Raw genomic sequence first — 24622 nt, forward strand, 5'->3', positions numbered from 1 at the left:
AGATAAGCCCGTTAACGCAAATAAAGCCGCCCCCCGAAAGGATTTGCGGCTTTATTATTGCTTCTCAACGTTCAGTCGCCTTCACTCCCCCGCTGTCGCAGGAACCTTTCTCTGCGGCAGTTTTTGGATACAGCTTCCACTTATGAATAGCTGTTACTGAAACGCCTATGTTTTTCCCCGCACATCTGCGCAACCCTCAGATCTGCCTGTTTTATTGATTCGTCAGCAGTCGTAAAGTCTGCACGGTTGATGGCGGAAGCGGCTAGAAATCAGACGACAATAATCTCTGTAGAGGTTTGTTTAAGCGCCCGTTGCACATCATCGCTGATACCGGTGTCAGTAATGATGGTGTCGATTTTTTCCATAGGGAGCACCAGGTTATAGCCGCGTCGTCCAAATTTGGTGGAATCTGTGACCACCACGACCCGCTGAGCAGCATCGGCCATGATACCGCTGATGCTATAGCCTTCATTAAATGTGGTGATCCCTGTTGCCGCATCCAGGCCATCAGCGCCGACAAACATGAGGTTTGCGACGATACCCTGCAATGCATATTCCGTAATGTTGCCATGCAGTGAGCGCGTTTTGTGACGCAGTGTTCCCCCGCAGACAACCAGCGTGATATCCGGGTTTTCGGATAACACAAAGGCAGCAGGTAAGTTATTAGTAATGACAGTGATATCACCCGCTTTCACCAACTCTTCAGCCAGCAGCATGGTGGTGCTGCCGCTGTCGAGGATCACGGTGTCACCCGGCTTAACCAACCCTGCGGCAGTCTGAGCGATGCGTTTTTTCGGATCGCTGGCGTGAAGGTAACGCTCTTCCAGAACCATTTCATCCAGCGGTTTGTCGTGACCTGCCGTTTCTCTGGCAGTCCGCTTTGCCGCACCGCCATGAAAACGACTGAGCGCACCTTTTTGTTCCAGCAAACTCAGGTCAGAACGAATCGTAACTTCTGAAACTTCGAAAGCACTCGAAAGCTCAGCAACCAGAACACTGCCATTCTCATTCACTAAATCAATGATTCTATTGCGACGTTCATAAGTATTCATTATGGGTAATCCGAAAGGTCATATACCTCCCAGTGTAAACAAAAGGCACCTTAATGAGGAGTAAAAATTCCGCACGATGTGAATCACAGCAACTCCCGACAGGTTGCCGCTGCGCACGGCGATTTTATCTTTTCGTTTCACGAGATGCCTTCATAAACGAAAGCAATCGAATGAAATAAACTTACGAATTATTCCGATCATCATCACGAAATCTGCAAAACGCTATTGTTTGCCTTTCGGAAAGGTATGATCCTCTTCGGAAACAAACGGAGGCCTAAAATGAAAGACATTATTGCTAAACACAAGACAGGCGAAAGGATCGGCATCTGCTCAGTATGCTCTGCGCATCCGCTGGTGATTGAAGCTGCATTACGGGAAGATTTGCACACTGACCGCAAAGTGCTGATCGAGGCAACGTCCAACCAGGTCAATCAGTTTGGCGGCTATACGGGCATGCAACCCATTGATTTCCGAGATTTCGTTCTCGCCATTGCCGAGAGAATTGGATTCCCGTTACCGCGTCTGATTTTAGGGGGCGATCATCTGGGGCCAAACTGCTGGCAGCATGAAAACGCCGAAACAGCGATGGCAAAAGCACAAGACCTTATTGCGCGCTATGTCGAAGCCGGATTCAGCAAAATTCATCTGGATGCGTCCATGTCCTGTGCAGACGATCCTGTTCCTTTGGATCCTTTCGTCGTAGCTCAGCGTGCAGCGCGTTTATGTCAGGTCGCTGAAGAAGTGGCAACGCCACAGCAGAAAGCATTGCTGACCTATGTCATTGGCACTGAAGTCCCCGTCCCAGGCGGTGAGTCATCGGCGATCCAGCATGTTCATATCACCGAAACCAGAGATGCAAAAGCGACTCTGGAAATGCACCATCAGGCATTTCGCGAACTCGGGCTGAATGATGCCCTGGATCGGATCATTGCCATCGTGGTCCAGCCCGGCGTTGAATTCGATCACAGCCGCGTGATTCATTATCAGCCCGATCTTGCCCAGGAGCTGTCAGCTTATATTGCTGCCACACCTCTGGTTTATGAAGCCCATTCTACCGATTACCAGACCCGCGATTCTTACCGCAGTCTGGTGAAAGATCACTTCGCTATCCTGAAAGTGGGTCCTGCACTGACTTTCGCTTTGCGGGAAGCCGTTTTTTCCCTGGCCAACATTGAACAGGTATTGATTGCGCCAGAGTGCCGCAGCCAGATCCTGACGGTTATTGATGGCGTCATGCTGGATGAGCCCGGTTACTGGAAAAAGTATTACAACCCGACATTCAGCCTGTCACTTATCGATCTGCATTTCAGCTTATCCGATCGTATTCGCTACTACTGGCCTCATGTCCGTATCAACCGGGCGATGGACGTTTTAATGGCTAACCTGCGTTCAGCAGATATCCCGCTTGGTCTGCTGAGCCAATACCTGCCTGCTCAGTTTGAACGGGTGATGACCGGTGCACTTACCAGCGATCCGCATGAACTTATCATCGATAAAATTCAGGACGTTCTGCGCGCGTATCACTTCGGTTGCACGCCGTCGCAGACAGTATGTGAAGGAGTATGCCATGCATAACTGCGCAATCTTCGTCAAAACCGGTATCAGTTTTGCGGATTATCACGAGGCACTCGCACACATCGGTGAACGTATGGTGCAGGAGGGCGTGGTGGAAACGACGTATCCGCAGGCGCTGATACATCGCGAGGCTGAATATCCAACCGGCATCCAGCTTGAACATCATGCTGTCGCCATTCCGCATTGCGAAGCCATTCATGCCCGCAGCCCGGCCATTTATCTGATCAGGCCAGATACCACAGTGGAATTTTTTCAGGCTGATGACGAAGGAACGATTCCCGCCAGACTCATCATTGCCCTGATTGTCACTCACCCGTCAGAACAGCTGAAGCTATTGCGTCAGTTATTCAGCCAGTTACAGGAACCTGTTTTTTTTGAACGTCTACTGACAGCTCCGGAAGAACAATTAGCCGCGCTTTTTGAACAGCACATTTTTCTGCCTGCTCCTGAGAAGCGATCCGCTGTGTGTACCTGAAAATACCATAAGCAATAACCCCGATGTCTTACCTACAAAAATAACATTTAAAACAATCTGTTAAGGAGCCTTACCGTGAAGCGAAAAATTATAGTCGCCTGTGGCGGAGCTGTTGCCACCTCTACGCTGGCAGCGGAGGAAATCAAAGAATTGTGTGAGGCACATGGCATACATGTGGATCTGGTGCAGTGCCGGGTAACAGAAATCGAAACCTATATGGACGGTGCTCATCTGATTTGTACCACCGCCAAGGTGGACCGGACATTTGGCAGTATTCCGGTTGTACATGGCATGCCGTTTATCTCCGGTGTGGGCATGGATACATTACGCCAGCAAATACTGACCCTGTTACAGGAGTAAGTCATGTTTACCGACATCATGCGCTACATCCTCGATCTCGGCCCGACAGTCATGCTGCCTGGGGTGATCATCGTTTTCTCGCTGATATTAGGGATGAAACTTGGGGATTCATTTAAATCTGCCATTCACATTGGTATTGGTTTTGTCGGAATCGGTCTGGTCATCGGCCTGATGCTCGATTCCATCGGGCCTGCGGCAAAAGCCATGGCAGAGCATTTCGAAATTAACCTGCAGGTCGTCGATATTGGCTGGCCAGGCTCGTCGCCAATGACCTGGGCATCACAAATTGCGCTGGTTGCTATTCCGATTGCAATCGGTGTGAACATTGTGATGTTGCTGACGCGTATGACCCGTGTCGTCAATGTGGACATCTGGAATATCTGGCACATGACGTTCACAGGCGCCATGTTGCACCTTGCTACAGGCTCTTACTGGCTGGGGATCATGGGGGTGATTTTACATGCCGCATTCATCTACAAGCTGGGCGACTGGTTTGCAAAGGACACGCGTGATTTCTTTAATCTGGAAGGCATTGCTATCCCACATGGTTCCTCAGCCTATCTCGGGCCGATCGCAGTCCTGGTTGATACCGTCATTGAGAAGATCCCGGGGCTGAACAAAATTCACTTCAGTGCTGATGACGTGCAAAAGCGTTTCGGTCCGTTTGGTGAACCGGTCACCGTCGGTTTAGTGATGGGGCTGATTATTGGTTATCTCGCCGGGTACGACGTCAAAGGCATATTGCAGCTGGCCGTTAAAACCGCTGCAGTCATGCTTCTGATGCCACGGGTTATCAAACCGATAATGGACGGTTTAACGCCTATCGCCCGTCATGCCCGTACGCGTCTGCAGGCCCGCTTTGGCGGACAGGAGTTCCTGATTGGTCTGGATCCGGCGTTATTACTGGGTCATACCGCCGTGGTTTCCGCCAGCCTGATTTTTATCCCTCTGACAATTCTTATCGCTGTGCTTGTTCCCGGAAATCAGGTCTTGCCGTTTGGTGACCTCGCCACTATCGGTTTCTTCGTTGCCATCGCGGTTGCCGTGCATCAGGGCAACCTGTTCCGCACGCTGATTTCGGGCTGCATCATCATGAGTATCACGCTGTGGATAGCCACACAGACCATTGATTTGCACACCCAGTTGGCCGCGAATGCAGGTGCACTCACGGCTGGCGGAAGAGTGGCTTCACTCGATCAGGGTGGCTCGCCGATCACGTATTTACTCATCCAACTTTGCACACTTAAAAACATCGCAGGGCTGACTATCATCGGCGTTATTTACGCTATCGGCGTATTCCTGACATGGCGTCGCGCCCGTCAATTCACACAAACAGAAAAACGGGCAGCCGCTGCACTGGCTAACTCTTAACTTTCATCCCGGCGGGGGCATTCCCCGCCTAAGGAACCTGACTATGAAATCTGTCGTTGTACATGCTGACAGCAGACTAACTGTTGAAGAGCAACCTGCTCCCACGCTGAGTGCTCCCGATGAAGTTCTGGTTCGCATTGCCTACTCCGGGCTGTGCGGGTCCGATATTCCGCGTATTTTCGCCAGCAGCTCACATTTTTACCCCATCACATTGGGCCACGAATTTAGTGGCCACGTCATCAGCACCGGAGAAGATGTCACCGATTTACACGAGGGGGATGCCGTGGCCTGCGTACCTTTATTACCCTGTTTTCAGTGCGAAGAGTGCCGTCAAACAGCGTATTCCCAGTGTAAGCACTATCAGTTCATCGGCTCCCGACGCAGTGGCGGCCATGCTGAATTCATTGTGGTTTCGCGGAAAAATTTATTCAAATTGCCGGAAAATTTTTCCCTCCTGCAAGGTGCTTTTCTGGAACCGCTCACCGTTGGTTTGCATGCACTGAAACTGGCAGGAGGTTGTCAGGGTAAAGAGGTAATAGTGATTGGCGCGGGCACCATCGGGCAATTAGTTATTCAGGCCGCCAGCGCGCTGGGCGCGAAATCGGTGACAGCCATCGACATCAATCCGCAGCGCCTTGCCCTGGCAGAAGAAACAGGCGCAAGCCACGTTTATAACAGCGCAACGTGCAATGCTGATGACATCCGCCAGCAAACTCACGAAAGGCGCTTTAATCAGCTGATTGTTGAAACGGCAGGTACGGCACAAACCGTGGCTCTGTCTCTCAATATTGCCGGCCCCAAAGCGCAAATCGCGCTGGTCGGCACCTTACACAAAGAGCTGACGTTAGACGTCGCCACTTTCGGCCATATCCTGCGCAAAGAGCTGACTTTACTCGGCAGCTGGATGAATTATTCCTCTCCATGGCCGGGCAGTGAGTGGCGACAGGCCATTCAGCTTTTTACTGAGAATAAACTCAGTCTTGAACCCCTGATCGCCAGTGTTGCCCGTCCGCAAGAGTTTATCCGGGAGGTCGCCGCGCTGGCTGGCAAGCCGATGACAGGAAAGATTCTGCTGGATATGACAGGAGGCCGATAAAATGTATCTGATTTCTAACAGAGAAATGCTGCTCGCGGCTCAGCGCGGGTGTTATGCCGTTCCTGCTTTTAACGTACATAATCTCGAGACGGTACAAGTTGTTGCAGAAACGGCGGCAGCCATGAGTTCCCCGGTGATCCTTGCCGGAACACCGGGGACATTGAGTTATGCTGGCACAGATTACCTGATCTCGATATGCCATGAGGCTGCGCGAAAGTATCGCATTCCACTGGCGTTGCATCTGGACCACCATGAGGATCCGGCCGATATCGGGAGCAAAGTCCGGGCCGGGATCCGCTCCGTAATGATCGATGCATCGCATTTTCCGCTGGCACAAAACATCCAACATGTGCGTGAAACTGTCCGGCTGTGTCATGCCTTTGATGCCAGTGTCGAAGCAGAACTCGGCCGACTTGGCGGACAAGAAGATGATCTGGTGGTAGAGGAAGGTGACGGTATTTTCACCGATCCCGTTGTGGCTAAGCATTTTGTTGAATCCACACGTATTGATTCGCTGGCCGTTGCCATTGGCTCTGCGCATGGCCTGTATCAGGGGGAACCGAAGCTGGATTTCAGCCGCCTTGGGCAAATCCGCCAGCAGGTCGATATTCCGCTGGTGCTTCATGGTGCGTCCGGTATTCCTGAAAACATGATACGCCAGGCGATTGAACTGGGCATTTGCAAAGTCAATGTTGCCACCGAGCTGAAAATAGCCTTTGCCGGTGCGGTAAAAGAGTATTTCTCAGAACATCCGGATGCGAATGATCCCCGCAAATACATCGTGCCCGGCAAACTGGCGATGCAAAAAGTGGTTGAGGAAAAAATCAGGATCTGTGGCAGTGCCGGGTGCTTATAACGGGCCTTTATTAATAAGCGGGTCAAACACCCGCTTTACAGATTTTTATTAAAGCGCCGGTTGCAGCCACCATTCCATTCTGATTTTATGGAAGTTCATTGATAGTAAAATGGAAACTGCTATGACCCCCCTTAACCACTTTGGCCAACCCATTGGTGATGCCCTTCCCGACTGGCAACCCCGCGAACGACCTTCTCATGTTCAGCTTGATGGTCACTGGTGCCGCCTGGAACCTCTGAATACTGAACGCCATAGTCAGGATCTGTTTAAGGCCTGGCACAGCATTGATGATAACCGCGACTGGACGTATCTCTCCGTCGATCGCCCTGCGACCCAGGCTGATTGCGATCTGTTCATTTCCCAACAGGCCAGAAGTGAGGATCCGCTGTTTTTCGCAGTTGTCGATATACAGACACAACGCGCAGTCGGCAGCGTTTCCCTGATGCGTATTGATGCCGTGAATGGCGTAGCCGAAATTGGCTGGGTGAACTGGTCTCCGCTGATGAAACGAACACGTTTTGGCACTGAAGCGATTTACCTGCTGCAACGTTATCTGTTCGATACGCTGAAATATCGCCGCTGCGAATGGAAATGCCACAGCCTGAATGAGCCGTCAAAACTGGCCGCGCAGCGTTTCGGGTTTCAATATGAAGGGATGTTCCGTCAGGCCATCGTCAATAAAGGGCATAACCGTGACACCTGCTGGTATTCCGTTCTCGACTCTGAATGGCCAGCCTCAAAAACCGCGTTTGAACGCTGGTTAAGTGCAGAGAATTTCACTGCCGAAGGTCAGCAAAAGCAGCGGCTGGAAGCACTGCGTCAGTGAAGATCGCCTGCGTTATTCACTGACGCAGGCAGTATTTCGCCGCGAAGGGGATTTACAGTGCAGTCAGCACGCTGATATCAGGCCACGCATAAATTATATTAGGTGAGCGCCAGAGAGGCCCGGCATCGGTATAGCGCCCGGCCTCCCTGCCTCCCAGGGCACGGTAAAAGAGGATGGCGGGTTCGTTACCTTCCACCACACCAAGCCCTGCGCCCCGGAAACCCTCACCGGCCAGATGTCTTGCAGCCTCAGCGATTAACCGCTTGCCGATTCCCTGACGTTTGAACAGCGGGGAAACATACAGGAATTTGATTTCAGCCATGTTGCCAAATTCCGGGTTTGAGGAAGCCGACGCCAGACAAAATCCGGCGAAAACGCCGTCAGTTTCTGCAATGAAAATACCCTGACCGGCTACGGGATGTGCAAATTTATCCTGCCAGAAAGCCTGACGGCGCGGGACATCAAGCGCCGCAAAGGCCTCCGCAGGAGCAAGTTCACGATAAGTATCACGCCAGATGGCAACATGTAATTGGGCAAGCGCGTCGATATCTTTGGGTTCAGCAATCCGTAAAGTGCAGGCTGGCACGGCATCCCTCATTATAAAAAATCCACGAAATCATTAAGTCTGCTCAGTATAGTCAGCCCTTCTCTTCCCGCGCCAGCAAACTTCGTTTTCGTTCCACGCCCCAGCGATAACCAGAAATATTGCCGCCGGTTTTCACCACCCGATGGCAGGGGATTGCAACTGCCAGCAGGTTCGCGGCACAGGCTCCGGCCACCGCGCGGACTGATTTCGGCGAACCGATTTTATGGGCAATTTCGGCATAACTGGCGGTGCTTCCCGGCGGGATATCACGCAGTGCCTGCCAGACACGCTGCTGGAAAGCCGTACCGCGAATATCCAGCGGCAAATCCAGACCAATATGTGGCGCTTCCACAAAGCCGATGACCGAGGCAATTCGCCGCTCGAAATCCGGATCGCCACCCAATAATTCTGCCTGTGGAAAACTATTTTGCAGTTCGTTAATCAGCTTCTCAGGATCATCCCCCAGCAAAATAGCGCAAATCCCCCGCTGACTTTCGGCGACCAGTATATCGCCCAGAGAAGATTTGCCGATGGCAAACCAGACGCGGACATCGCGACCACCTGATCGGAAATTTTGTGGCGTCATGCCCAGCGTCGCTGCAGAGGTTTCATAAAACCGGCCATCGGAAGGATAGCCCGCCGCATGGATCGCCTCGGTGACCGTCGCGGAATGTGTCAGGTTTTCGCGTACGCGTCGTGCCCGCTGCGCCTGTTGGTATTCTTTAGGCGTCAGGCCGGTTTGCGCTTTAAACAGGCGATGAAAATGATAGGCGCTGATGCCCACCCCGGCAGCCAACTGATTCAGCGTCAGCATGTCGGCCGATTGTTCCAGCAACCGGCAGGCCTGAGCCACGCGCTGAGCATGAAACTGCGCCAGTGAAATCAGCCCCTGACGGCAGCGCTTGCAGGGACGAAATCCTGCCTGTTCTGCGGCTTCGGCATCATCAAAATAAAGAATATTTTCCGGATTCGGCTGGCGGGACGGGCACGAAGGTGCGCAGTAAATCCCCGTGGTTTTGACTGCATAAACAAACCTGCCATCAGCCTTTGCATCACAACTGACTACTGCCTGCCAGCGCGGATCCTGGCTCTGCACACGGGTGGAGTTTTCCCCTGTCTTATTTTTAACAACGCCTGTTTTATCTGACATTTTCTGCCTCACATTACCGACTGGATAACGGTCAGCATAAGCCGCCGTTAACACCCGTACCCTCCGGCTCTTGCTTTCTCATTCTGCACCAAGCATTCAGCCTGCAACCGGTTTTAAGGGCGTCTCGAGGATCATCTGATAAAAGGCCAGATCCAGCCAGCGATCAAATTTGAAAGCCGCCTGTTTAATCGTGCCGGCATGACTGAATCCATTTTTTTCGTGCAGGGCAATGCTGCCACTGTTAGCCGCATCAATGGCACCAATCAGGGTGTGTACGCCCCTCTCACGCGCGACATCAACCAGCGCGTTCAGCAGGATTTTGCCCAATCCTTTGCCACGGTGATCTTTATGAATATAAATCGAATGCTCGACCGAATATTTATACGCAGGCCAGGCGCGGAACGTGCCGTAACTGGCAAAACCCAGCAACGCACCCTGTTCGTCCTGCAGTCCGATCACCGGAAAATTATGGGTCAGTTTAGTCGCAAACCAGGCTGTCATACTGTCGATGTGGCGCGGTTTATAATCATAAAGCGCCGTGGATGTCAGGATCGCCTCATTAAAAATATCCAAAATTGCCACAGCATGCTGGCGTTCAGTGCAGGTAATCATTTTCATCAGTCATTCCCGTTGGCTTCCGTTATGCGGTAAATTCCACTATAGTAGAATTAATTCCACAAAAGTAAACAACGGAACTGACCTTATGTCAATCGACCAATTGATCGCCACACGCCTGCAGGCTTTGCGAAAAGCGCAGGGTTTAAGTCTCGAACAACTCTCCGGCAGTTCGGGCGTCAGTAAGGCAATGATTTCGAAAATTGAACGGCAGGACAGCAGTCCGAGTGCCAGTCTGTTAGGCCGCCTCGCGGCCAGTCTGGGCGTTTCGCTGGCGCAGCTACTTTCAGAAGATAACGAACAGCCCGCCCCCTTGCGTCCGCTGGCGCAACAGGAAATCTGGCAGGATCCGGATATCGGTTATCTGCGACGTCAGGTAACCGCACATCAGGAAAACGGCGGCCCGGAACTGGTTGAAATCACGCTGCCCGCCGCCGCCCGCATCAGTTATCCTGGCTGGAATCATCAGGCCTATAAACAACGTTTATGGCTGGTAGAAGGGACGCTGACCATAGATTATGGTGCTGAAAAATATGCCTTATCGGCGGGTGATGCACTGACGTTTGGCGTGGATTTGCCCATCACATTCAGTAATCCCGGCGCTGAGCCTTGCCGGTATCTGCTGGTCATGAGCGACAAATAGCTTCCACATTTTCCAGCAGCGCCAGCGCACGGTCGTGCTGACGGCGAAAACGCGTCGTCATCATCAGCCACATTTCCGGTGAGGTATCTTCCCGTCGTGGAGCCAGTTCCTGAAAACCGGGGAAGGCACCGCCGCGATAACTCAGGTCGTAATGGAAATCGTCTACGGAGCTGTAACGCAGACGATGCAAACCGGCAAGAGCCTGCTTCATCTGAGGCTGCCAGGTTTGCGGCTCCGTCTGCCAGTTGGTGGTCAGTTCACTCAAAACAGGCTGTAATTGCTGTAATTTTTCAGCCACGGCGGAGAGATCAAATTCCGGTGAAACGCTGGCGGCCAGTTCTGCCAGCGATTGCTGTAAACCGTTCAGATACGTCAGCGGATCCAGCGGTAGCGCGGTCTGTGTCAGCAGACCTTCCAGCCAGTGCGCGTGGATTTGTGTATCGCGCCACAGAATATTCAAATCCACTTTATCGTAAGTGTCGTCTTGTGTGTGCCACCACCAGCCACCGCCACTGCCTGGCGACTGACTGGTTTTTTCAAGCGGGATTTCGCGAAAGGCAAAATGCAGCGGCACACCACAGCCCCAGAATGACTGATCGCCGCCTTTGCCCGGAGGGATAATGCACTGCGCCGGGTCGCCGGTCACGGCTTCCACCGCCGCATTTAAAAAGGTCTGTGATTCCGCACCGCTGGCATTGAGCACAATATTCACCGCATCCTGACACCCCGGTGAATCGACGTTAATGTGCGCCACACAATGCTGTTTCAGTGACTGGCGGTAGTTATCGGCATACCAGGTGGAGCCTCCATAGCGGGCGTTAGAATGCCCGGGCCACCAGATAATCCGCAACCCGCGCAGCAACCTTTGCGGCTGCTGATGAAAATGGATGGCCATCGCCAGACAAAGCGCATTACCGGTCGCGTTGTCCGTAACCCCCTCATGCCAGGAATCGTAATGTGAGGAGAGGAGTACGAATTCCGGCGTACTGCCGGGAATATCCACCACCGGCATGCTGCATCCGGCGACGTGAAAATTCAGTTCCGTGGCAATTTCCAGCCTCATCAGCGGATGTTGCTGTAACTTCTTTAACAAATGCTGACCGTCCTGGTGATTAACGGAAATCACCGGCAGGCGCGGATAACGCAGAAAATCATCCGGTTCCGGCGTTCCCCAGACCGGTCCGACAGTTTCTTCATGCAACGCTGTTTCAGCCGAGCCCCAAATATGAATAAGTCCGGCGGCACCTGCGGCACACAGGCGTTGTACATAATCTTCAAAACCCTGGCCGGCAATCACGATTTTGCCTTTTACCTCCTGCGCCCAACGTTGCCATTCATGATCTGTACGTGATTTACAGGCACCGGCATCGTAATAGCCGTGTCCCTCCACGCCCTGCGGGCAATGCGCCGAGAATGAACGGGTTTTGGCATTGCACTGCCATTGCGGAAACTCAGGCAGACGCAACCTTCCGGCCAGCGGATCGCTGAGATACAGCGGGCAATGCAACAGCCGCGCATCCAGACCTTGCTCCTGCAACACAGACACCATGTGCTGCGCCGCCCGCTCCGCATCATCGCAGCCGGAAAGCCGGTGCAACGTGGAAAATTCACGCAACAGCCCATCCATCAGGGGTAATAAAAACTCACGAACCGGCTGGCGCAATCCCATGATTATTTAACCTTTTCCTGATGAACCGATATGTCCAGCGGACCGAAGTAATGGGTCTTAATCTTTTCCCAGGTACCGTCAGCCATGATTTTTGCCAGGCCGTCATTGAGCAGTTTTTTGATGTGATCATCGCCTTTACGCAGGCCGTACGACGAACCGATGCTGAACAGTTTATCGTCACGCACTTCCGGGCCGGTCAGGGTAAAATTCCTGCCTTCCGGTTTGTTGAGAAAGCCAAAAGTCACCGCCACCGCCGGGCTGAGCGCACCGTCCAGGCGTCCGGCCACCAGATCCTGATAAATGGTGTCCTGATCGGCATACGCCACCACATCCACTCCTTTCGGCTGCCAGAAAGTATTGGCATACATTTCCTGAATCGAACCCTGCTGAACCGCGATACGCTTACCCTGCAACGATTCCGGCGTTGGCAACAGCGGACTGCCCTTTTGCACCACCAGTTTGGTCGGGATGTGATACACAAAATCGCTGAAGTCGATCACTTTGCGGCGTTTTTCGGTCGCCCCCTGCGGCGAAATGAAATCCACTTTTTTGGCGATCAGCGAAGGAATTTCCGCGTCAAAGCTGCTGACCACATAGTCACATTTCACTTTCATCTCTTTGCAGATGGCGTTGGTGACATCAATTTCAAAGCCGGTCGGCGTCCCCGCAGCATCACGGAACTGGAACGGCGGATAACTTAAATCAGCGCCGACACGCAGCGTTTCACCTTCGGCATGCGCCAGTGCGCTGCCCAAGATCATTGCCATAAGGGCAGCCACTTGTATTTTTTTCATCATTATCCTGTCCTCATACCCAAGGTTATTATTTTGATTGTGAACTTAAAAACGGGACTTCCAGTTTAAAAACTCTTCCCGTACGGCCTGAAGTTTTGCGCCGTCCTGACACAGATCAACTGTCGTCATCGCCAGCGCTTTTGCCGCCTGCAACATAGCCTGCAGACCGGCTTCGGAACCGGCAGCTTCGGCAAATTCCGGTGTATGTGGCAGCACATCACCAATACGGATATACGGGTGGATCGCCGCCGTTACCTGGCTGACGTTGCCGATATCAGAAGAACCGATCCCGCCACTGAGCGGCGGCGGAACCACTTCTACGCCGAGGATGTCCAGATTTTGTTTAAAGTATTCCGCCAGCGTCAGGTTGTTATTGCGCTCGGCGTAGGTCAGCCCTTCTTCAATTTCCAGCCGCGCACCGGCCATCAGCGCCGCACCCCGCGCCGCATCAAACACTTTTTGTTTGACGGTACTGAGACCCCTGACCGTTTCAGCGCGCATCAGGAATTTCGCTTCCGCATAAGCCGGAACAATATTGGTCGCACTGCCACCATCGGAAATAATGCCGTGTACGCGCACATCGTCGGTGAACAACTGACGCAGGGCATTAATGCCGTTGAAGGTGTGGATCACCGCATCGAGCGCGCTGATCCCGTTCTGGGGAGCTGATGCCGCATGCGCCGCTTTGCCATAGAATTTAAATACCGCATCCACACATGCCAGCCCGCCGCGTACCACCATGGTTTTATCGCGCGGATGGAACATCATCACCGCGTCGACATGGTCGAAAATGCCTTTCTCGCTGAGGATAATTTTCCCGCCGCCCTCTTCCTCTGCCGGTGTACCGATCACTTCCAGCTTGCCGGTCAGCAGATGCGATTGTTGTTTCAGCGCCAGCGCGGCCGTCACGGATGCCGTGCCAATCAGGTTATGTCCGCAGGCGTGCCCCAGTTCCTTCAGCGCATCGTATTCCGCCAGCAACGCGATCACAGGGCCCGGCTTACCGCTGTCAAACGTCGCGCGGAATGCCGTCGGCAAGCCGCCCGACTGAACCTCAATCTCAAATCCTGCCGCCCGCAGTGGCGCAATCAGTGCCGCTGCTGATTCGGCTTCCTCAAAGCTGAGTTCAGGGTTGGCATGAATGCTCAGCGCCAGCGCACTGGCCTGTGCTGCGAGAGAATCCACAGCTGCGATAATCTCAGCTTTCTGTTCTTTGGCGTGATGAACCGATGTAGTGCAACCAGACATGTTTTATTCCCTGCGATGGTGCAAGACCAAAAATTATTTTCGGGTGAATGCAACTTGGTGCGACGATGACGCGCCGCTACACCAACAGAAATAGGGCTTTTACTGTTTCCGGTCAAATTGAGCCTTTTTATCTGTTGCGCTTTTTACGCAAAAAATATTTTATGGAGGAAGGATTTTACGGGTGGCGGAAAAACGATGAACGAGAAAGACTGGCTGATATTGCGGGCGGTATATCAGCATAAAAATATCACCCGTGCGGCGGAACAGCTTTATACCTCACAACCCGCGCTCAGTTACCGTTTACGCCAGATTGAACGCAAGCTGGCGATCCGTCTGTTTGAAGAAGGACAAAAAGGGCTGACCTTCAGCGCACAGGGCGAATATCTCGCGCAACACGCCGTCACCGTGCTCAATGATTTACAGCAACTGAAACTCAATCTGCACAGTCTGGATCAGGAGCAGCAGGGAGAGATTTCACTGGGCGTGTCGAGCAACTACGCGGCGTACCGTCTTCCGCCATTGCTCAGCCAGTTCCGGCAGACACATCCGGGGATCCGTGTGAATCTGATGAGCGGTTTTAGCGAGGAGATCATTCAGAAGCTGTTGCGCGGGGAAATTGATATCGCGCTGGTGAAGGACGATTTTAACTGGAAGGAAAGCAAGCATCTGATTGAAGAAGATGATTACGTGCTGGTCAACAGTCAGGATTTTGATTTCGCCCTGTTGCCGCACATGCCGCAGATAAAAATTCACCACGGTGCGCACGTGACGCAACTGATTGAACGCTGGTGGAATGCCAACTTTTCGCATGCACCGACTGTCACAATGGAAGTCGACAAACTGGAAGTGTGCATGGCGATGGTGGAACACGGACTGGGTTACGCGATTGTCGCTCCTTATTTACCGCTGCCGGAGCATTTTTACCGCCGCCCGATCACAGTGGACGGCGCGACGGTAAAAAACCGCACCTGGTTGCTGCACCGCCATAACCTGCATGCCACACCGTACATGCAGGCGTTTATACATCTGTTACAAACGGCGCAACACGGGCTGATGCCCCGCTGATCAGAGATCTAACGTGCCGTCGATCAGCGTACAGCTATCGCCGCCGATCCACGGTTCGCCATCCACAAAGGTGACAGTCACGCGGCCATCGCGCTGGAGCTTCGTTCCCTGACGCACGCGGTAGGTTTGTGCCATATGCGCACCATCCGGGAAATTCGCCGCTTTCAGCACCCGCGCCAGACAGGCATTGGCGCTGCCGGTGACCGGATCTTCTTTCAGCACACCGTTTTCGTCGATAATCGCCCGCACTTCATAATCCGCCGGGCCGTTTTTATCGTGTAAACCATAGACTGCGATACCGTTAATCCCCAGTTGTGTTTGCAGCTGACTGACCGCGGCGGCATCGGCCGTGATATTCAGACAGTCCTGCGCACTTTCCATTCGCACGACCAGCCAGATGATGCCCATATCGACCGATACCGGCATGACGTCAGCCTGAATGTTGCCGCCGCGCAGCGCGGTTTCCAGCAACGCATGATGTTCAGTCTCCAGCGGTTTCAGTTGTGCAGGCGGAGCGGAAAATGCCTGACCGCCTTCTGCCAGCTGTTTTACCTGCACCAACCCGACACCGCATTCCTGCACCAGATAACCAGAATTTTTAGGCTTCAGCCCGCTTTGCAACAGCGCATATGCCGTACCCAGCGTCGGATGTCCGGCGAACGGCAGCTCTTTGTCAGTAGTGAAAATCCGCACGCGGTAATCCGCTTCGGGTGATGTCGGTTTGATCACAAACGCCGTTTCCGCAAGATTGGTCCAGCGGGCCATGGCAAACATTTCGGCATCCGTCAGCCCTTCCGAATCGAGTATTACGGCCAGTGCATTGCCTTTGAGCGGCTCAGCGGTGAACACATCAACTTGTTTAAAACGACGCAAGCGGGTCATAGCAAATCCTTTTTAATCGTTGAGTAAGAAAAGGCAAAGTGAATGCATAGAGCAATATTTCAATAAGCTATCGGGAAAAAGGCCAGTCGCTGTCGGCTGACCTATGCTTAATAACATTGTTTCCAAAGTATCCTAAAAACATAAGGAATAGAAAGATGCCCGTGAAGGATTTGGTTGGTATTGGTATCGGTCCCTTTAATCTCAGTCTCGCCGCCATGGCAAAAGACACGGAAAAACTCAACGCTGCTTTCTTCGACGCTAACCCGGAATTCAGCTGGCATCCCGGTATGTTATTACCCACGGCGACCATGCAGACCTACGTCCTGCAGGATCTGGTCACTACCGTTGCGCCGCGCAGCGAATTCTCGTTTATTAATTATCTGGTTGAGCAGAAGAAAATTTACCGTTTTCTGGCCACGGAACAGCTGATCATCAGCCGCGATGAGTTTTCCGATTATCTGCGCTGGGCGTGCGACCGCATTACGGGTTTGCATTTTTCCGAACCGGTTGAGCGGATTGATTTCGACGATAAGCGGCAGGAATTTATCGTGCAGAGTGAAAAAGGCAAGCACCGCGCGCGCAATATTTGCCTCGGCACCGGTCATGCACCGTGGATCCCTAAACCGGCACGGGCAGCACTGGGGGATAACTGTTTTCATGCTGCAGAAATAGAACTGCGTGAGCCTGATTTCACCGGTAAACGGGTGGTAGTAGTCGGCGGTGGACAGAGCGGTGCCGACATCGTTCTTAACGCACTGAGCGGCCACTGGGGCGAATTCACCGAACTGAGCTGGATATCCCGGCGCCCTAATTTTCAGCCACTGGATGAATCAATTTTCACCAATGAATATTTTACCCCGGAGTATGTGAACTACTTTTATACGCTGCCGGAAGAGGTGCGCGAGCAGGAAATAGAAACGCAAAAACTGCCTTCTGACGGCATCAGTTATCACACGCTGGAAGACATCTATAAGCAGCTTTACCACCGTTTCGACGTGCTGCATCAGCCGCGTAACGTGCGTTTGTTGCCCCACCGCGCATTGGATCATATCGTGCGTAATGCGACTGGCGATTTCAGTTTGCAGGCAAAGCACGGGCTGGAAAAATGCGAGGAACATTTCAGTGCCGATATCGTGATCCTGGCGACCGGGTACCGCCCCGGTTTACCGGATTATCTTGAACCGCTGCTGGCACGTATTCCTTATGACCGCGAGCAACATTTGCCGCTGCAGCCGAATTTCAATCTGCGCTGGGATGGTCCGGAGCAGAACCGCATTTACGCAGTGAATGCCGGGATCCACAGCCACGGCAGTGCCGAAGGGCAACTGACGCTGACCGCGTGGCGCTCGGCAAAAATCCTTAATCATTTGCTGGGCGAGGCACATTACGATCTGCGGCCGGTGCCCTCGCTGGTCCAGTGGTGGTCAGATACGCCCCATAAATAGCGAGCACAAAAAAGCGGAGCATCAGGCTCCGCGTTTCCTTTTCTTAAAGCGCCTTCGTGACTGAAAACACGTCAGACGTAAAAATAGATGGCTAAAAAGTGGCAGGCACTGCCGCCAAGCACGAATCCGTGCCAGATGGCGTGACCGAACCGATAACGTTTTGAAGCGTAAAAAATAACGCCCAGCGTGTATATCAAGCCACCCAGCGCCAGCAATATCACACCGCCAGGGGAAAGTTTGGTCGCCAGCTGATAAATCACAATCAGTGACAGCCAGCCCATTGTCAGATACGTGACCAGGGAAAGCACCTCAAAACGGTGCGCAAACGCCAGTTTAAAAATCACGCCGAACAGCGCCAGCCCCCAGATCACCGCCATTAATCCTTTCGCCAGAGGAGAATTGAGCCCGACCAGCAGGAACGGCGTGTAGGTACCGGCGATCAGTAAATAAATCGCGCAGTGATCAAGTTTTTTCAGCCAGTATTTGGCTTTCTGATGCGGTATCGCATGATACAGCGTGGAGGCCAGATACAGCAGAATCATGCTGCCGCCGTACAAACTGTAGCTGGTGATCGCCATGGCGCTGGCGTTATCGCCTACTGCCTGAACCAGCAACAGCACCAATCCGACAATCCCGAAAATCAGACCCACGCCGTGACTGAGGCTGTTGGCAATCTCTTCAGCCCACGGATATCCCTGTGGTGATGGAGACAACTTACCCATACGTTGAGAACCCTCCAGGCAAAATACGTTAAAAGAATATAAAAGCGCTTCAAATCCGGTTGCTTATAACGGCTGATTATAAATCATACCGCAGACAGAGTAGCTGAGAATTATTCCAGTGTACACCTGTAAGCTTAAAACGAGTATTTCCCGATGTTACAGTCCCTTATCAGGATCATCATTTCAGAGTGACACCGTCTGGAATCCCTTCAATTCATTCACTTTGCTTATAATTTCTCCTCATGGCATTCAGAAAAGAACGATGCTGACCGCACCCAAAAACATGATTTTTTGTCATCAAGGGACTAAGGTGTACCGGAAATCTCTGATAACGCCATTAACAATGCTGTCAATATGACTAAGGTTTGACTATGTCTGTAGCAACTTCCCCGCTGGATTTCGGCGCCATGACTGAAGTTTTTCAGTTCCTGATGGAAATCGACAAGCTGAAAAGCGTGCAACGTCGCACAAAAGTTTTAGGCACTGAGCGTCAGGAAAATTCCGCGGAACATAGCTGGCATTTCGCCGTGGCAGCGATGTCTCTGGCACCTTTTGCGCCGGCAGGTATTGATATTAATAAAGTCATCCGCATGGCGTTGATCCATGACATCGTGGAAATTGATGCCGGTGACGTGCTGGTTTACGATCTCGCTGCCCGCGCGGCAGTTCAGGATCAGGAAATCATCGCAGCGAAACGCCTGTTCGGCCTTTTGCCCGCGCCGCTCGACCGTCAGTTCCTGGATTTGTGGGATGAATACGAAGCGGGTGAAACGCCGGAAGCACGCTTTGCGCTGGTGATCGACCGTGTGATGCCGATGGTCATGAACCTGAATAATCAGGGTCAGAGCTGGGTGGAAAATAATATCCGTCTGGAGCAGGTGTTAGCCCGCAATGCCTTTATCGCCGATATCCATCCTGAACTGTGGCTGCATATCCGCAGTCATCTGGATAATGCCCATCAACAGGGCTGGCTGAAATAATAAAACCCTTCCCCTCGTGAGAGGGGAAGGCGCAAGATCAACTACTTAGGAACATTCAGTGTCGTGGAATCCACGTAAGGTTTCAGGAGGGTATCGGCGTCTTTCTGTGCCTGTGCCGCCGCCGCTTCCGGCGTGACTTTCTCATTATTGACCAGTGCCGCCAGCTGATTTTCCATCGCCTGACGTACGGCTACGGTTTCATACGTCGCATACCACGGATAGGCGTATTTCAGCTGCTCCAGCGCAATCGCTGCACGCGGATCCTTTGCCAGGTAATCTTTCATTTCCGGTGTGTCATAAGACGCCATACGCGGTGAAAAATAGCCGGTAAAGCGGCTCCAGGCACCGTTAACTTTCGGGCTGACCAGATATTGCAGGAAAGTGTAGGCGGCTTTTTTCTGGTCGTCGGAAATGCCTTTAAAACTTACCAGACTCGCCCCGCCGATGGTGACACCGTTACGCACCTGGGCAGGCATCATGGCTACGCCCAGCTCGAAATCTTTGGTGTTTTCACGCATAAAGCCCAGCGCGCCGGTACTGAGCATCGCCATGCCGAGTTTACCGGAGAAAAATGCCGCGCTGATTTGTTTCGAGTTCAGCACCCCCGGCGGCATCACTTTGTCGCGATATACCAGATTCTGCCAGAAGCGCAGTGCCCCCAGTGTGGACGGTTTGTCGTAATAGACTTCGCCCGGATAATCGGCATTGTAGTACTGGCCGCCGTTGGCGCGGGTCAGTGCCGATAAAATCCAGCCGCCGTAATCATCATTGGTTGACGGCAGCATGATGCCCCACTGGCCTTTCGCCGAGTCCGTCAGCTTTTTCGAATCTGCCAGCAATTCATCCCAGTCTTTCGGCGGTGCGGTAATGCCCGCTTTGGCGAACATGTCTTTGTTGTAATAAAGAATAGGCGTCGAGTTATGGAACGGGATGGCATAGGTCACGCCGTTAACCTGTGCGTTCTGACGCAGGGCAGGCCAGAAATTTTGCGTCAGAAATGGCGTGGCTTTCTGATCGCCGAATTTGAACAGCTCATCCATCGGCAAAATTTCATTTTTAATCGCCAGATCCGCCGTGAAGTTAGCAGACATAATCACCAGCGCCGGTGGCTGGCCTGATTTAGCCGCCGCTTCGGCTTTGACTTTGGTGGTGTCGTAGTTACCGGTAAAAATCCCGCGCACTTCGATATCATTTTGTGACTGGTTGAACTCTTTGATAACGCGGGTCATTTCCAGGGTCAGTTTGCCGTCAACCGGCGCCGGGAACATGAAATCGATATTTTCTTTGGCGGAGGCGGTGCCCGCGGCAATCAAGCCGATGGCGAGCGCCAGCGCATGAACGTTACGCATAATGGTGATTCTCCCGGTGCAGGTTTTGCTGGTTTTGGCCTGAAAAAAGATGAAGATCGTGCAAAGAAAAATGCAATGTGATGCGGTCGCCGGGTTGTGGAATATTCCCGCTGTTTTCCCGTAACAGATTTTTACGGACGTAGCGGATTTCCCCGATCGCCGTGTCGGCGTGACATAAATACTCCGCGCCGAGCAACTCGCGGTAGGTCAGTGTCGCCTGCAATTGCAGGCTTTCACCTTCCGCAGGCTGGTCGCTGATGTGTTCGGGTCTGATGCCCAGATACACCTCATTGAGTGTCTGCGCATGCTCAGTTTGCGGCAGATGAACCGGCTGATTTTCGACCGTCAGCATGCCATCAGCACACGGCAGTAAAAACAGATTCATCGACGGTGTGCCGATAAACCCGGCGACAAACAGGTTGGCCGGATGCGCATACAACCTTTCCGGTGCGCCAATTTGTTGCAGGTGGCCTTTATCCAGCACGGCGATCCTGTCCGCCATGGTCATGGCTTCCATCTGATCATGGGTGACGTAAACAGTGCTGGTTTTCAGTTGCTTATGCAGTTGCATGATACCGTCACGCACTTCCGTGCGCAGGCGTGCATCAAGATTCGACAGCGGCTCATCCATCAGAAACAACTTAGGATCGCGCACGATAGCGCGCGCCATCGCCACCCGCTGCCGCTGACCGCCGGATAACTTGCCGGGTTTGCGTTTGAGCAAGGGCCCGAGCTGTAATAATCCGGCGACGCGATCTACCCGTGCCTGATGCAGATGTTTCGGCTCATTGCGCATCCGCATGCCGAACGTGATGTTTTGTTCAACGGTCATGTGCGGGAACAGCGCGTAGTTCTGGAAGATCATCGAGAAATTGCGCTCGCGCGGCGACAGCCCGGCGATATCCTTACCGTCGAGTATAATGCGCCCGTCGCTCACCTCTTCCAGACCGGCCAGCAGGCGCAGCAAGGTACTTTTGCCGCAACCCGATGGCCCGACCAGCACCAGAAATTCACCGTCGGTGATTTCCAGCGACAGCTGATTCACTGCCGTGCTGCCTTCAAACTGTTTGGTAATATTTTCCAGACGAATGCCAGACATCATTGAAAGTCCACCGGGCAACTGATTTGCGCATCATAAAGATAGGGGCCGGGATATTGTGACAACGGATGCAGATAACTGACCAGCCCGGTGTGATCCACCAGACGATGCATCACGCAGGCCGCCGGCTCGAGGTTATAAAACGGTGCCGGATTATGATGATAATACGGCACCTGATGTACCGTGCCGGGAATGGTGGTGATGATCGTCTGTTTGTACTGCGTAAAAATCAGACGGTGCGTGTGGCCGCAGAACACGCGAACCAGCGACGGAAAGCGATCAATCAGCGCCAGCAGCTGGTCACCGTTTTCACACGAAATGGCGTCCATCTGTGCCGAGCCGACTTTCACCGGCGGGTGGTGCATAAACACCGCCGTCGGCTTATCGCCCCCCTGCTCCAGCTGACCTTCCAGCCACGCCAGCGTCTCCAGCGTCAGGAACCCCTTCGATTCTCCGGCCAGGCTCGAATCGATAAACAGCAGGCGCATCGGGAAATCATCAATGGCGTAATGCATGTTTTGCGGATCGGTGCCGAGCTGCGGACACAGCGAATGCAACGCTTCCAGAAACTGTGCTTTGTCGTCGTGGTTGCCGGGAATGATGTACAGCGGATAACGCAGATTGCCCAGCGTGCGACGCGCCACCTCGTATTCCTGCGGCAGACCGCAGTTAACAATATCACCGGTGATCACTACCGCATCCGGTTGTTCTTCCAGCGCATTCAGCTGGCTGACCACTTCGGCGTTGCAGCCGTTCACATCGATAAAGTCATACAGTTTGCGGCCATCGCTGCGAAAGTGCATGTCAGAAATCTGAGCTAAAAACATGGATGACTCCTTTATTTGATCCCGGAAAAACCGAAGCTTTTCAGGAATTGTTTCTGAAAAATAATGAACGCCAGCATCAGCGGCAGGCACACCATCAGCGTGCCGGCGGTAATTAACCCCCATTGTCCGCCTGACTCTGCGCCCATCGCGAAAGACACCAGCCCGACGGTCAGCACCTGTTTATCCGGGTCATTAAGTACCATCAGCGGCCACAGGTATTCATTCCAGTGATAGGTAATGCTGACGGTGGCAAAGGCCAGGATGGCGGGCCACGACATGGGGATCAGTACGCGAAACACCACCTGCCACCAGCGGCAGCCTTCCATCAGCGCAGCCTCTTCGATTTCACGGGGAATGCTGAGAAACGCCTGACGCATCAGGAACACACCAAACGCCGAGGCAAAGTACGGCATCATCACGCCGGTCAGGGTATTGAGCAGTCCGAACTGTTTGAGGATCATCATGTTCGGTACCATCATGATGACGGGCATGATCATCAGTTGAATCAGCAACAGATAGAACAGCGTCTGTTTGCCGCGAAATTCGTGATACGCGAACACGTAACCGGCAGTGGTGATGGTCACCAGCTGAACCAGAAAGGTGCCGAAGGAGAAAAAGAGGGTATTGGCGTAAAGCCGCAGCCAGTCGGCGCTGTCCCACGCATCGCGGAAGTTTTGCAACGTCAGCGGGAAACGCGGTAACAGCGAGGCCATATCCGGCGCAAAACTGCTTTCACTGAAAGCCGACGACAGCATCCACAGGAAAGGCGCCATCCATAAAAACGCGGCGCACAACAATAAAACCGGCAGCGTCGAACGACGCGCACCGCGCAATAACATCGACGGTGAACGCGCGCCCTGACGGGATTTTTTGCCGGTCATCACCGGCACTTCAGACGTTTCAACGCTCATAATGAGCTCCTCTTTCCAGCACACGCAGGTTCAGCATCGAAAAACCAAACAGCAGCACCAGCGTCAGGAATGTCGCCGCCGAGGCTTTGCCTAAATCGTGGGTGTCATTCGCCAGACTCTGGATGTAATACAGCAGCACGGTGGTGGCGTTATTCGGCCCGCCCTGCGTCATCACCGCGACATGATCTATCTGGGTAATCGAATAAATCAGCGCGATAGTGACCACAAAACTGATGGTCGGGCGCAGCAGCGGCAACGTGATATAGAAGAAAACCTGCGGGCGCGACGCGCCTTCCATCAGCGCCGCTTCGCGTGCTGAGGCGGGGATTGACTGCAATCCGGCGAGGAAAAACAGCATGTAATAGCCGGCAAATTTCCACACGCCGATCACGCTCAGCGCAATCAGTGCGCTGTTGCTCATGCCGAGGTAATTGTTATTCATCGGCCCGAATACTTTGGCCAGGTAGTAATCCAGCAGCCCCATACCGGGCATGAAAATGAACAACCACAAGGTAGCAGCACTGACCAGCGGGATAATCATCGGGAAGAAAAACGCGGTACGCAGCCAGCGGTTCAGCGAGGTGTTTTCCCACAGCGCGACCGCCAGCAGCAGCGCCAGAATAATGCCGGGGACCACGGTCATCAGGATGTACGCCAGATTATTGAGCAGCGCACGCCAGAAGACTGAATCCTGGATCAGGCGCAGATAGTTTTGCAGGCCAACAAACGGCGGCGCGTCTGACGACAGACGGCTGTCAAACAGACTGTCCATCGCTGACTGAAATAAGGGGTAATAGGTAAATAAAAACAGAAAAATCAGCGTCGGCAGCAAAATCAGATAAGGGAACAACGTGCGGCGCATTACAGGGTACCGGTCAGCGAAATAAGGTGCTTATCCTGTCCTGCATTTGTGTCAGCCACATGGCGGGAATGTGATGGTTATTTGAATGAAATATGAGCAATGTTACTGAACAAATAGAGATTTGGATTTCTGAATCCGCACTGATTTAACCCAGTGAACAACCT

Annotated in this window: 25 protein-coding genes; 11 read left to right on the forward strand and 14 right to left on the reverse strand. The window is 52.9% G+C overall.

The annotated features are described in order from the left end of the window. Positions 1-269 precede the first annotated feature (269 nt). On the reverse strand, positions 270-1052 hold the full coding sequence (locus tag J1785_RS17770) for a DeoR/GlpR family DNA-binding transcription regulator (RefSeq protein ID WP_217157245.1): 783 nt from the start codon (positions 1050-1052) through the stop codon (positions 270-272). A gap of 279 nt (positions 1053-1331) precedes the next feature. Here J1785_RS17770 and gatZ point away from each other — a divergent pair, with 279 nt between their 5' ends. The 7 genes from gatZ to J1785_RS17805 all read left to right on the forward strand — a co-directional run bounded on the left by gatZ (position 1332) and on the right by J1785_RS17805 (position 7611). Further along, entirely contained in the window at positions 1332-2627 is a 1296-nt protein-coding gene (gatZ, locus tag J1785_RS17775; RefSeq protein ID WP_217139393.1) for a tagatose-bisphosphate aldolase subunit GatZ, read from the forward strand. Beyond that, positions 2620-3102 carry a PTS galactitol transporter subunit IIA gene (gene gatA / locus J1785_RS17780; RefSeq protein WP_129952971.1) on the forward strand — a complete coding sequence of 161 codons (483 nt, stop codon included), beginning with the start codon at positions 2620-2622 and terminating at the stop codon, positions 3100-3102. The genes gatZ and gatA overlap by 8 nt, the downstream gene beginning before the upstream one ends. A gap of 75 nt (positions 3103-3177) precedes the next feature. After that, positions 3178-3462 carry a PTS galactitol transporter subunit IIB gene (gatB, locus tag J1785_RS17785; RefSeq protein WP_129991434.1) on the forward strand — a complete coding sequence of 95 codons (285 nt, stop codon included), beginning with the start codon at positions 3178-3180 and terminating at the stop codon, positions 3460-3462. Positions 3463-3465: 3 nt separating this feature from the next. Next, positions 3466-4833 carry a galactitol-specific PTS transporter subunit IIC gene (locus J1785_RS17790; protein WP_129952973.1) on the forward strand — a complete coding sequence of 456 codons (1368 nt, stop codon included), beginning with the start codon at positions 3466-3468 and terminating at the stop codon, positions 4831-4833. 43 nt (positions 4834-4876) lie between these two features. Next, a complete protein-coding gene (gene gatD, locus J1785_RS17795; protein WP_217220052.1) occupies positions 4877-5929 on the forward strand; it encodes a galactitol-1-phosphate 5-dehydrogenase in 1053 nt (350 codons plus the stop codon). Position 5930: 1 nt separating this feature from the next. Continuing rightward, positions 5931-6785: a tagatose bisphosphate family class II aldolase gene (locus tag J1785_RS17800; RefSeq protein ID WP_217220055.1), complete on the forward strand. Its 855-nt coding sequence runs from the start codon at positions 5931-5933 to the stop codon at positions 6783-6785. Between the two features lie 121 nt (positions 6786-6906). Continuing rightward, positions 6907-7611: a GNAT family N-acetyltransferase gene (locus tag J1785_RS17805; protein WP_217220057.1), complete on the forward strand. Its 705-nt coding sequence runs from the start codon at positions 6907-6909 to the stop codon at positions 7609-7611. A 52-nt stretch (positions 7612-7663) separates the two neighbouring features. Here J1785_RS17805 and J1785_RS17810 read toward each other — a convergent pair whose 3' ends face one another. From J1785_RS17810 to J1785_RS17820, 3 genes are all read right to left on the reverse strand, one after another. Continuing rightward, positions 7664-8197 (reverse strand): GNAT family N-acetyltransferase, encoded by a 534-nt coding sequence (locus J1785_RS17810; protein ID WP_129991431.1) that lies wholly within the window; start codon positions 8195-8197, stop codon positions 7664-7666. Positions 8198-8249: 52 nt separating this feature from the next. After that, positions 8250-9347, reverse strand: a complete 1098-nt coding sequence (ada, locus tag J1785_RS17815) for a bifunctional DNA-binding transcriptional regulator/O6-methylguanine-DNA methyltransferase Ada (protein ID WP_217139396.1) — start codon at positions 9345-9347, stop codon at positions 8250-8252. Positions 9348-9443: 96 nt separating this feature from the next. Further along, positions 9444-9965: a GNAT family N-acetyltransferase gene (locus J1785_RS17820; RefSeq protein ID WP_129952979.1), complete on the reverse strand. Its 522-nt coding sequence runs from the start codon at positions 9963-9965 to the stop codon at positions 9444-9446. Positions 9966-10050: 85 nt separating this feature from the next. Here J1785_RS17820 and J1785_RS17825 point away from each other — a divergent pair, with 85 nt between their 5' ends. Further along, on the forward strand, positions 10051-10605 hold the full coding sequence (locus J1785_RS17825; protein WP_129952980.1) for a helix-turn-helix domain-containing protein: 555 nt from the start codon (positions 10051-10053) through the stop codon (positions 10603-10605). Here J1785_RS17825 and J1785_RS17830 read toward each other — a convergent pair. From J1785_RS17830 to J1785_RS17840, 3 genes are read right to left on the reverse strand one after another with little or no spacing between them, the layout of a single operon-like run. Continuing rightward, positions 10589-12274, reverse strand: coding sequence for a M28 family peptidase (locus tag J1785_RS17830; protein ID WP_217220058.1), 1686 nt, complete (start codon positions 12272-12274; stop codon positions 10589-10591). The two genes, J1785_RS17825 and J1785_RS17830, sit on opposite strands and share 17 nt — an antisense overlap. A gap of 2 nt (positions 12275-12276) precedes the next feature. Further along, positions 12277-13071, reverse strand: coding sequence for a transporter substrate-binding domain-containing protein (locus J1785_RS17835; RefSeq protein WP_217220059.1), 795 nt, complete (start codon positions 13069-13071; stop codon positions 12277-12279). Between the two features lie 42 nt (positions 13072-13113). Further along, on the reverse strand, positions 13114-14316 hold the full coding sequence (locus tag J1785_RS17840) for a M20 family metallopeptidase (protein ID WP_217157236.1): 1203 nt from the start codon (positions 14314-14316) through the stop codon (positions 13114-13116). Positions 14317-14511: 195 nt separating this feature from the next. Between J1785_RS17840 and J1785_RS17845 the strand changes: the two genes are divergently transcribed. Beyond that, positions 14512-15381 carry a LysR family transcriptional regulator gene (locus tag J1785_RS17845; protein ID WP_129952984.1) on the forward strand — a complete coding sequence of 290 codons (870 nt, stop codon included), beginning with the start codon at positions 14512-14514 and terminating at the stop codon, positions 15379-15381. On the opposite strand, the gene J1785_RS17850 is transcribed toward J1785_RS17845, so the two are convergent. Then, entirely contained in the window at positions 15382-16263 is an 882-nt protein-coding gene (locus J1785_RS17850) for a PhzF family phenazine biosynthesis protein (RefSeq protein WP_129991426.1), read from the reverse strand. 155 nt (positions 16264-16418) lie between these two features. Between J1785_RS17850 and J1785_RS17855 the strand changes: the two genes are divergently transcribed. Beyond that, positions 16419-17708 carry a lysine N(6)-hydroxylase/L-ornithine N(5)-oxygenase family protein gene (locus J1785_RS17855; protein WP_217220061.1) on the forward strand — a complete coding sequence of 430 codons (1290 nt, stop codon included), beginning with the start codon at positions 16419-16421 and terminating at the stop codon, positions 17706-17708. A 71-nt stretch (positions 17709-17779) separates the two neighbouring features. Here J1785_RS17855 and trhA read toward each other — a convergent pair whose 3' ends face one another. Next, positions 17780-18430 (reverse strand): PAQR family membrane homeostasis protein TrhA, encoded by a 651-nt coding sequence (trhA, locus tag J1785_RS17860; RefSeq protein WP_129952987.1) that lies wholly within the window; start codon positions 18428-18430, stop codon positions 17780-17782. A 371-nt stretch (positions 18431-18801) separates the two neighbouring features. Here trhA and J1785_RS17865 point away from each other — a divergent pair, with 371 nt between their 5' ends. After that, the gene (locus J1785_RS17865; RefSeq protein WP_129952988.1) at positions 18802-19410 is read left to right on the forward strand and encodes an HD domain-containing protein; all 609 of its coding nucleotides are present in this window, start codon (positions 18802-18804) and stop codon (positions 19408-19410) included. Between the two features lie 41 nt (positions 19411-19451). Here the strand turns inward: J1785_RS17865 and J1785_RS17870 are convergent, their stop codons facing one another. Genes J1785_RS17870 through J1785_RS17890 form a run of 5 tightly spaced genes read right to left on the reverse strand, consistent with a single transcriptional unit; the run spans position 19452 to position 24458 of the window. Beyond that, entirely contained in the window at positions 19452-20759 is a 1308-nt protein-coding gene (locus J1785_RS17870) for an ABC transporter substrate-binding protein (protein WP_129952989.1), read from the reverse strand. Continuing rightward, positions 20752-21858 (reverse strand): ABC transporter ATP-binding protein, encoded by a 1107-nt coding sequence (locus tag J1785_RS17875; RefSeq protein WP_217220062.1) that lies wholly within the window; start codon positions 21856-21858, stop codon positions 20752-20754. The genes J1785_RS17870 and J1785_RS17875 overlap by 8 nt, the downstream gene beginning before the upstream one ends. Next, positions 21858-22685, reverse strand: coding sequence for a phosphodiesterase (locus J1785_RS17880; protein WP_129952991.1), 828 nt, complete (start codon positions 22683-22685; stop codon positions 21858-21860). The genes J1785_RS17875 and J1785_RS17880 overlap by 1 nt, the downstream gene beginning before the upstream one ends. Positions 22686-22696: 11 nt before the next feature. Further along, positions 22697-23596, reverse strand: a complete 900-nt coding sequence (locus J1785_RS17885; protein ID WP_129952992.1) for a carbohydrate ABC transporter permease — start codon at positions 23594-23596, stop codon at positions 22697-22699. Next, entirely contained in the window at positions 23586-24458 is an 873-nt protein-coding gene (locus J1785_RS17890) for a carbohydrate ABC transporter permease (RefSeq protein WP_129952993.1), read from the reverse strand. The genes J1785_RS17885 and J1785_RS17890 overlap by 11 nt, the downstream gene beginning before the upstream one ends. Between the last annotated feature and the right edge of the window lie 164 nt (positions 24459-24622).

The sequence above is a fragment of the Rahnella perminowiae genome (genome assembly GCF_019049755.1).
Lineage (GTDB): Bacteria > Pseudomonadota > Gammaproteobacteria > Enterobacterales > Enterobacteriaceae > Rahnella > Rahnella perminowiae.

Excerpts from the sequence above, each read along its gene's own strand:
- J1785_RS17875 (WP_217220062.1), bottom strand. The coding sequence starts at position 21,858 with ATGTCTGGCATTCGTCTGGAAAATATTACCAAACAGTTTGAAGGCAGC.
- gatD (WP_217220052.1), top strand. The coding sequence starts at position 4,877 with ATGAAATCTGTCGTTGTACATGCTGACAGCAGACTAACTGTTGAAGAG.
- J1785_RS17825 (WP_129952980.1), top strand. The coding sequence starts at position 10,051 with ATGTCAATCGACCAATTGATCGCCACACGCCTGCAGGCTTTGCGAAAA.
- gatA (WP_129952971.1), top strand. The coding sequence starts at position 2,620 with ATGCATAACTGCGCAATCTTCGTCAAAACCGGTATCAGTTTTGCGGAT.
- J1785_RS17830 (WP_217220058.1), bottom strand. The coding sequence starts at position 12,274 with ATGGGATTGCGCCAGCCGGTTCGTGAGTTTTTATTACCCCTGATGGAT.
- J1785_RS17800 (WP_217220055.1), top strand. The coding sequence starts at position 5,931 with ATGTATCTGATTTCTAACAGAGAAATGCTGCTCGCGGCTCAGCGCGGG.
- J1785_RS17890 (WP_129952993.1), bottom strand. The coding sequence starts at position 24,458 with ATGCGCCGCACGTTGTTCCCTTATCTGATTTTGCTGCCGACGCTGATT.
- J1785_RS17805 (WP_217220057.1), top strand. The coding sequence starts at position 6,907 with ATGACCCCCCTTAACCACTTTGGCCAACCCATTGGTGATGCCCTTCCC.
- gatZ (WP_217139393.1), top strand. The coding sequence starts at position 1,332 with ATGAAAGACATTATTGCTAAACACAAGACAGGCGAAAGGATCGGCATC.
- J1785_RS17770 (WP_217157245.1), bottom strand. The coding sequence starts at position 1,052 with ATGAATACTTATGAACGTCGCAATAGAATCATTGATTTAGTGAATGAG.
- ada (WP_217139396.1), bottom strand. The coding sequence starts at position 9,347 with ATGTCAGATAAAACAGGCGTTGTTAAAAATAAGACAGGGGAAAACTCC.
- J1785_RS17885 (WP_129952992.1), bottom strand. The coding sequence starts at position 23,596 with ATGAGCGTTGAAACGTCTGAAGTGCCGGTGATGACCGGCAAAAAATCC.
- J1785_RS17820 (WP_129952979.1), bottom strand. The coding sequence starts at position 9,965 with ATGAAAATGATTACCTGCACTGAACGCCAGCATGCTGTGGCAATTTTG.
- J1785_RS17855 (WP_217220061.1), top strand. The coding sequence starts at position 16,419 with ATGCCCGTGAAGGATTTGGTTGGTATTGGTATCGGTCCCTTTAATCTC.
- J1785_RS17835 (WP_217220059.1), bottom strand. The coding sequence starts at position 13,071 with ATGATGAAAAAAATACAAGTGGCTGCCCTTATGGCAATGATCTTGGGC.
- J1785_RS17870 (WP_129952989.1), bottom strand. The coding sequence starts at position 20,759 with ATGCGTAACGTTCATGCGCTGGCGCTCGCCATCGGCTTGATTGCCGCG.
- J1785_RS17845 (WP_129952984.1), top strand. The coding sequence starts at position 14,512 with ATGAACGAGAAAGACTGGCTGATATTGCGGGCGGTATATCAGCATAAA.
- J1785_RS17840 (WP_217157236.1), bottom strand. The coding sequence starts at position 14,316 with ATGTCTGGTTGCACTACATCGGTTCATCACGCCAAAGAACAGAAAGCT.
- J1785_RS17790 (WP_129952973.1), top strand. The coding sequence starts at position 3,466 with ATGTTTACCGACATCATGCGCTACATCCTCGATCTCGGCCCGACAGTC.
- J1785_RS17850 (WP_129991426.1), bottom strand. The coding sequence starts at position 16,263 with ATGACCCGCTTGCGTCGTTTTAAACAAGTTGATGTGTTCACCGCTGAG.
- J1785_RS17865 (WP_129952988.1), top strand. The coding sequence starts at position 18,802 with ATGTCTGTAGCAACTTCCCCGCTGGATTTCGGCGCCATGACTGAAGTT.
- trhA (WP_129952987.1), bottom strand. The coding sequence starts at position 18,430 with ATGGGTAAGTTGTCTCCATCACCACAGGGATATCCGTGGGCTGAAGAG.
- J1785_RS17880 (WP_129952991.1), bottom strand. The coding sequence starts at position 22,685 with ATGTTTTTAGCTCAGATTTCTGACATGCACTTTCGCAGCGATGGCCGC.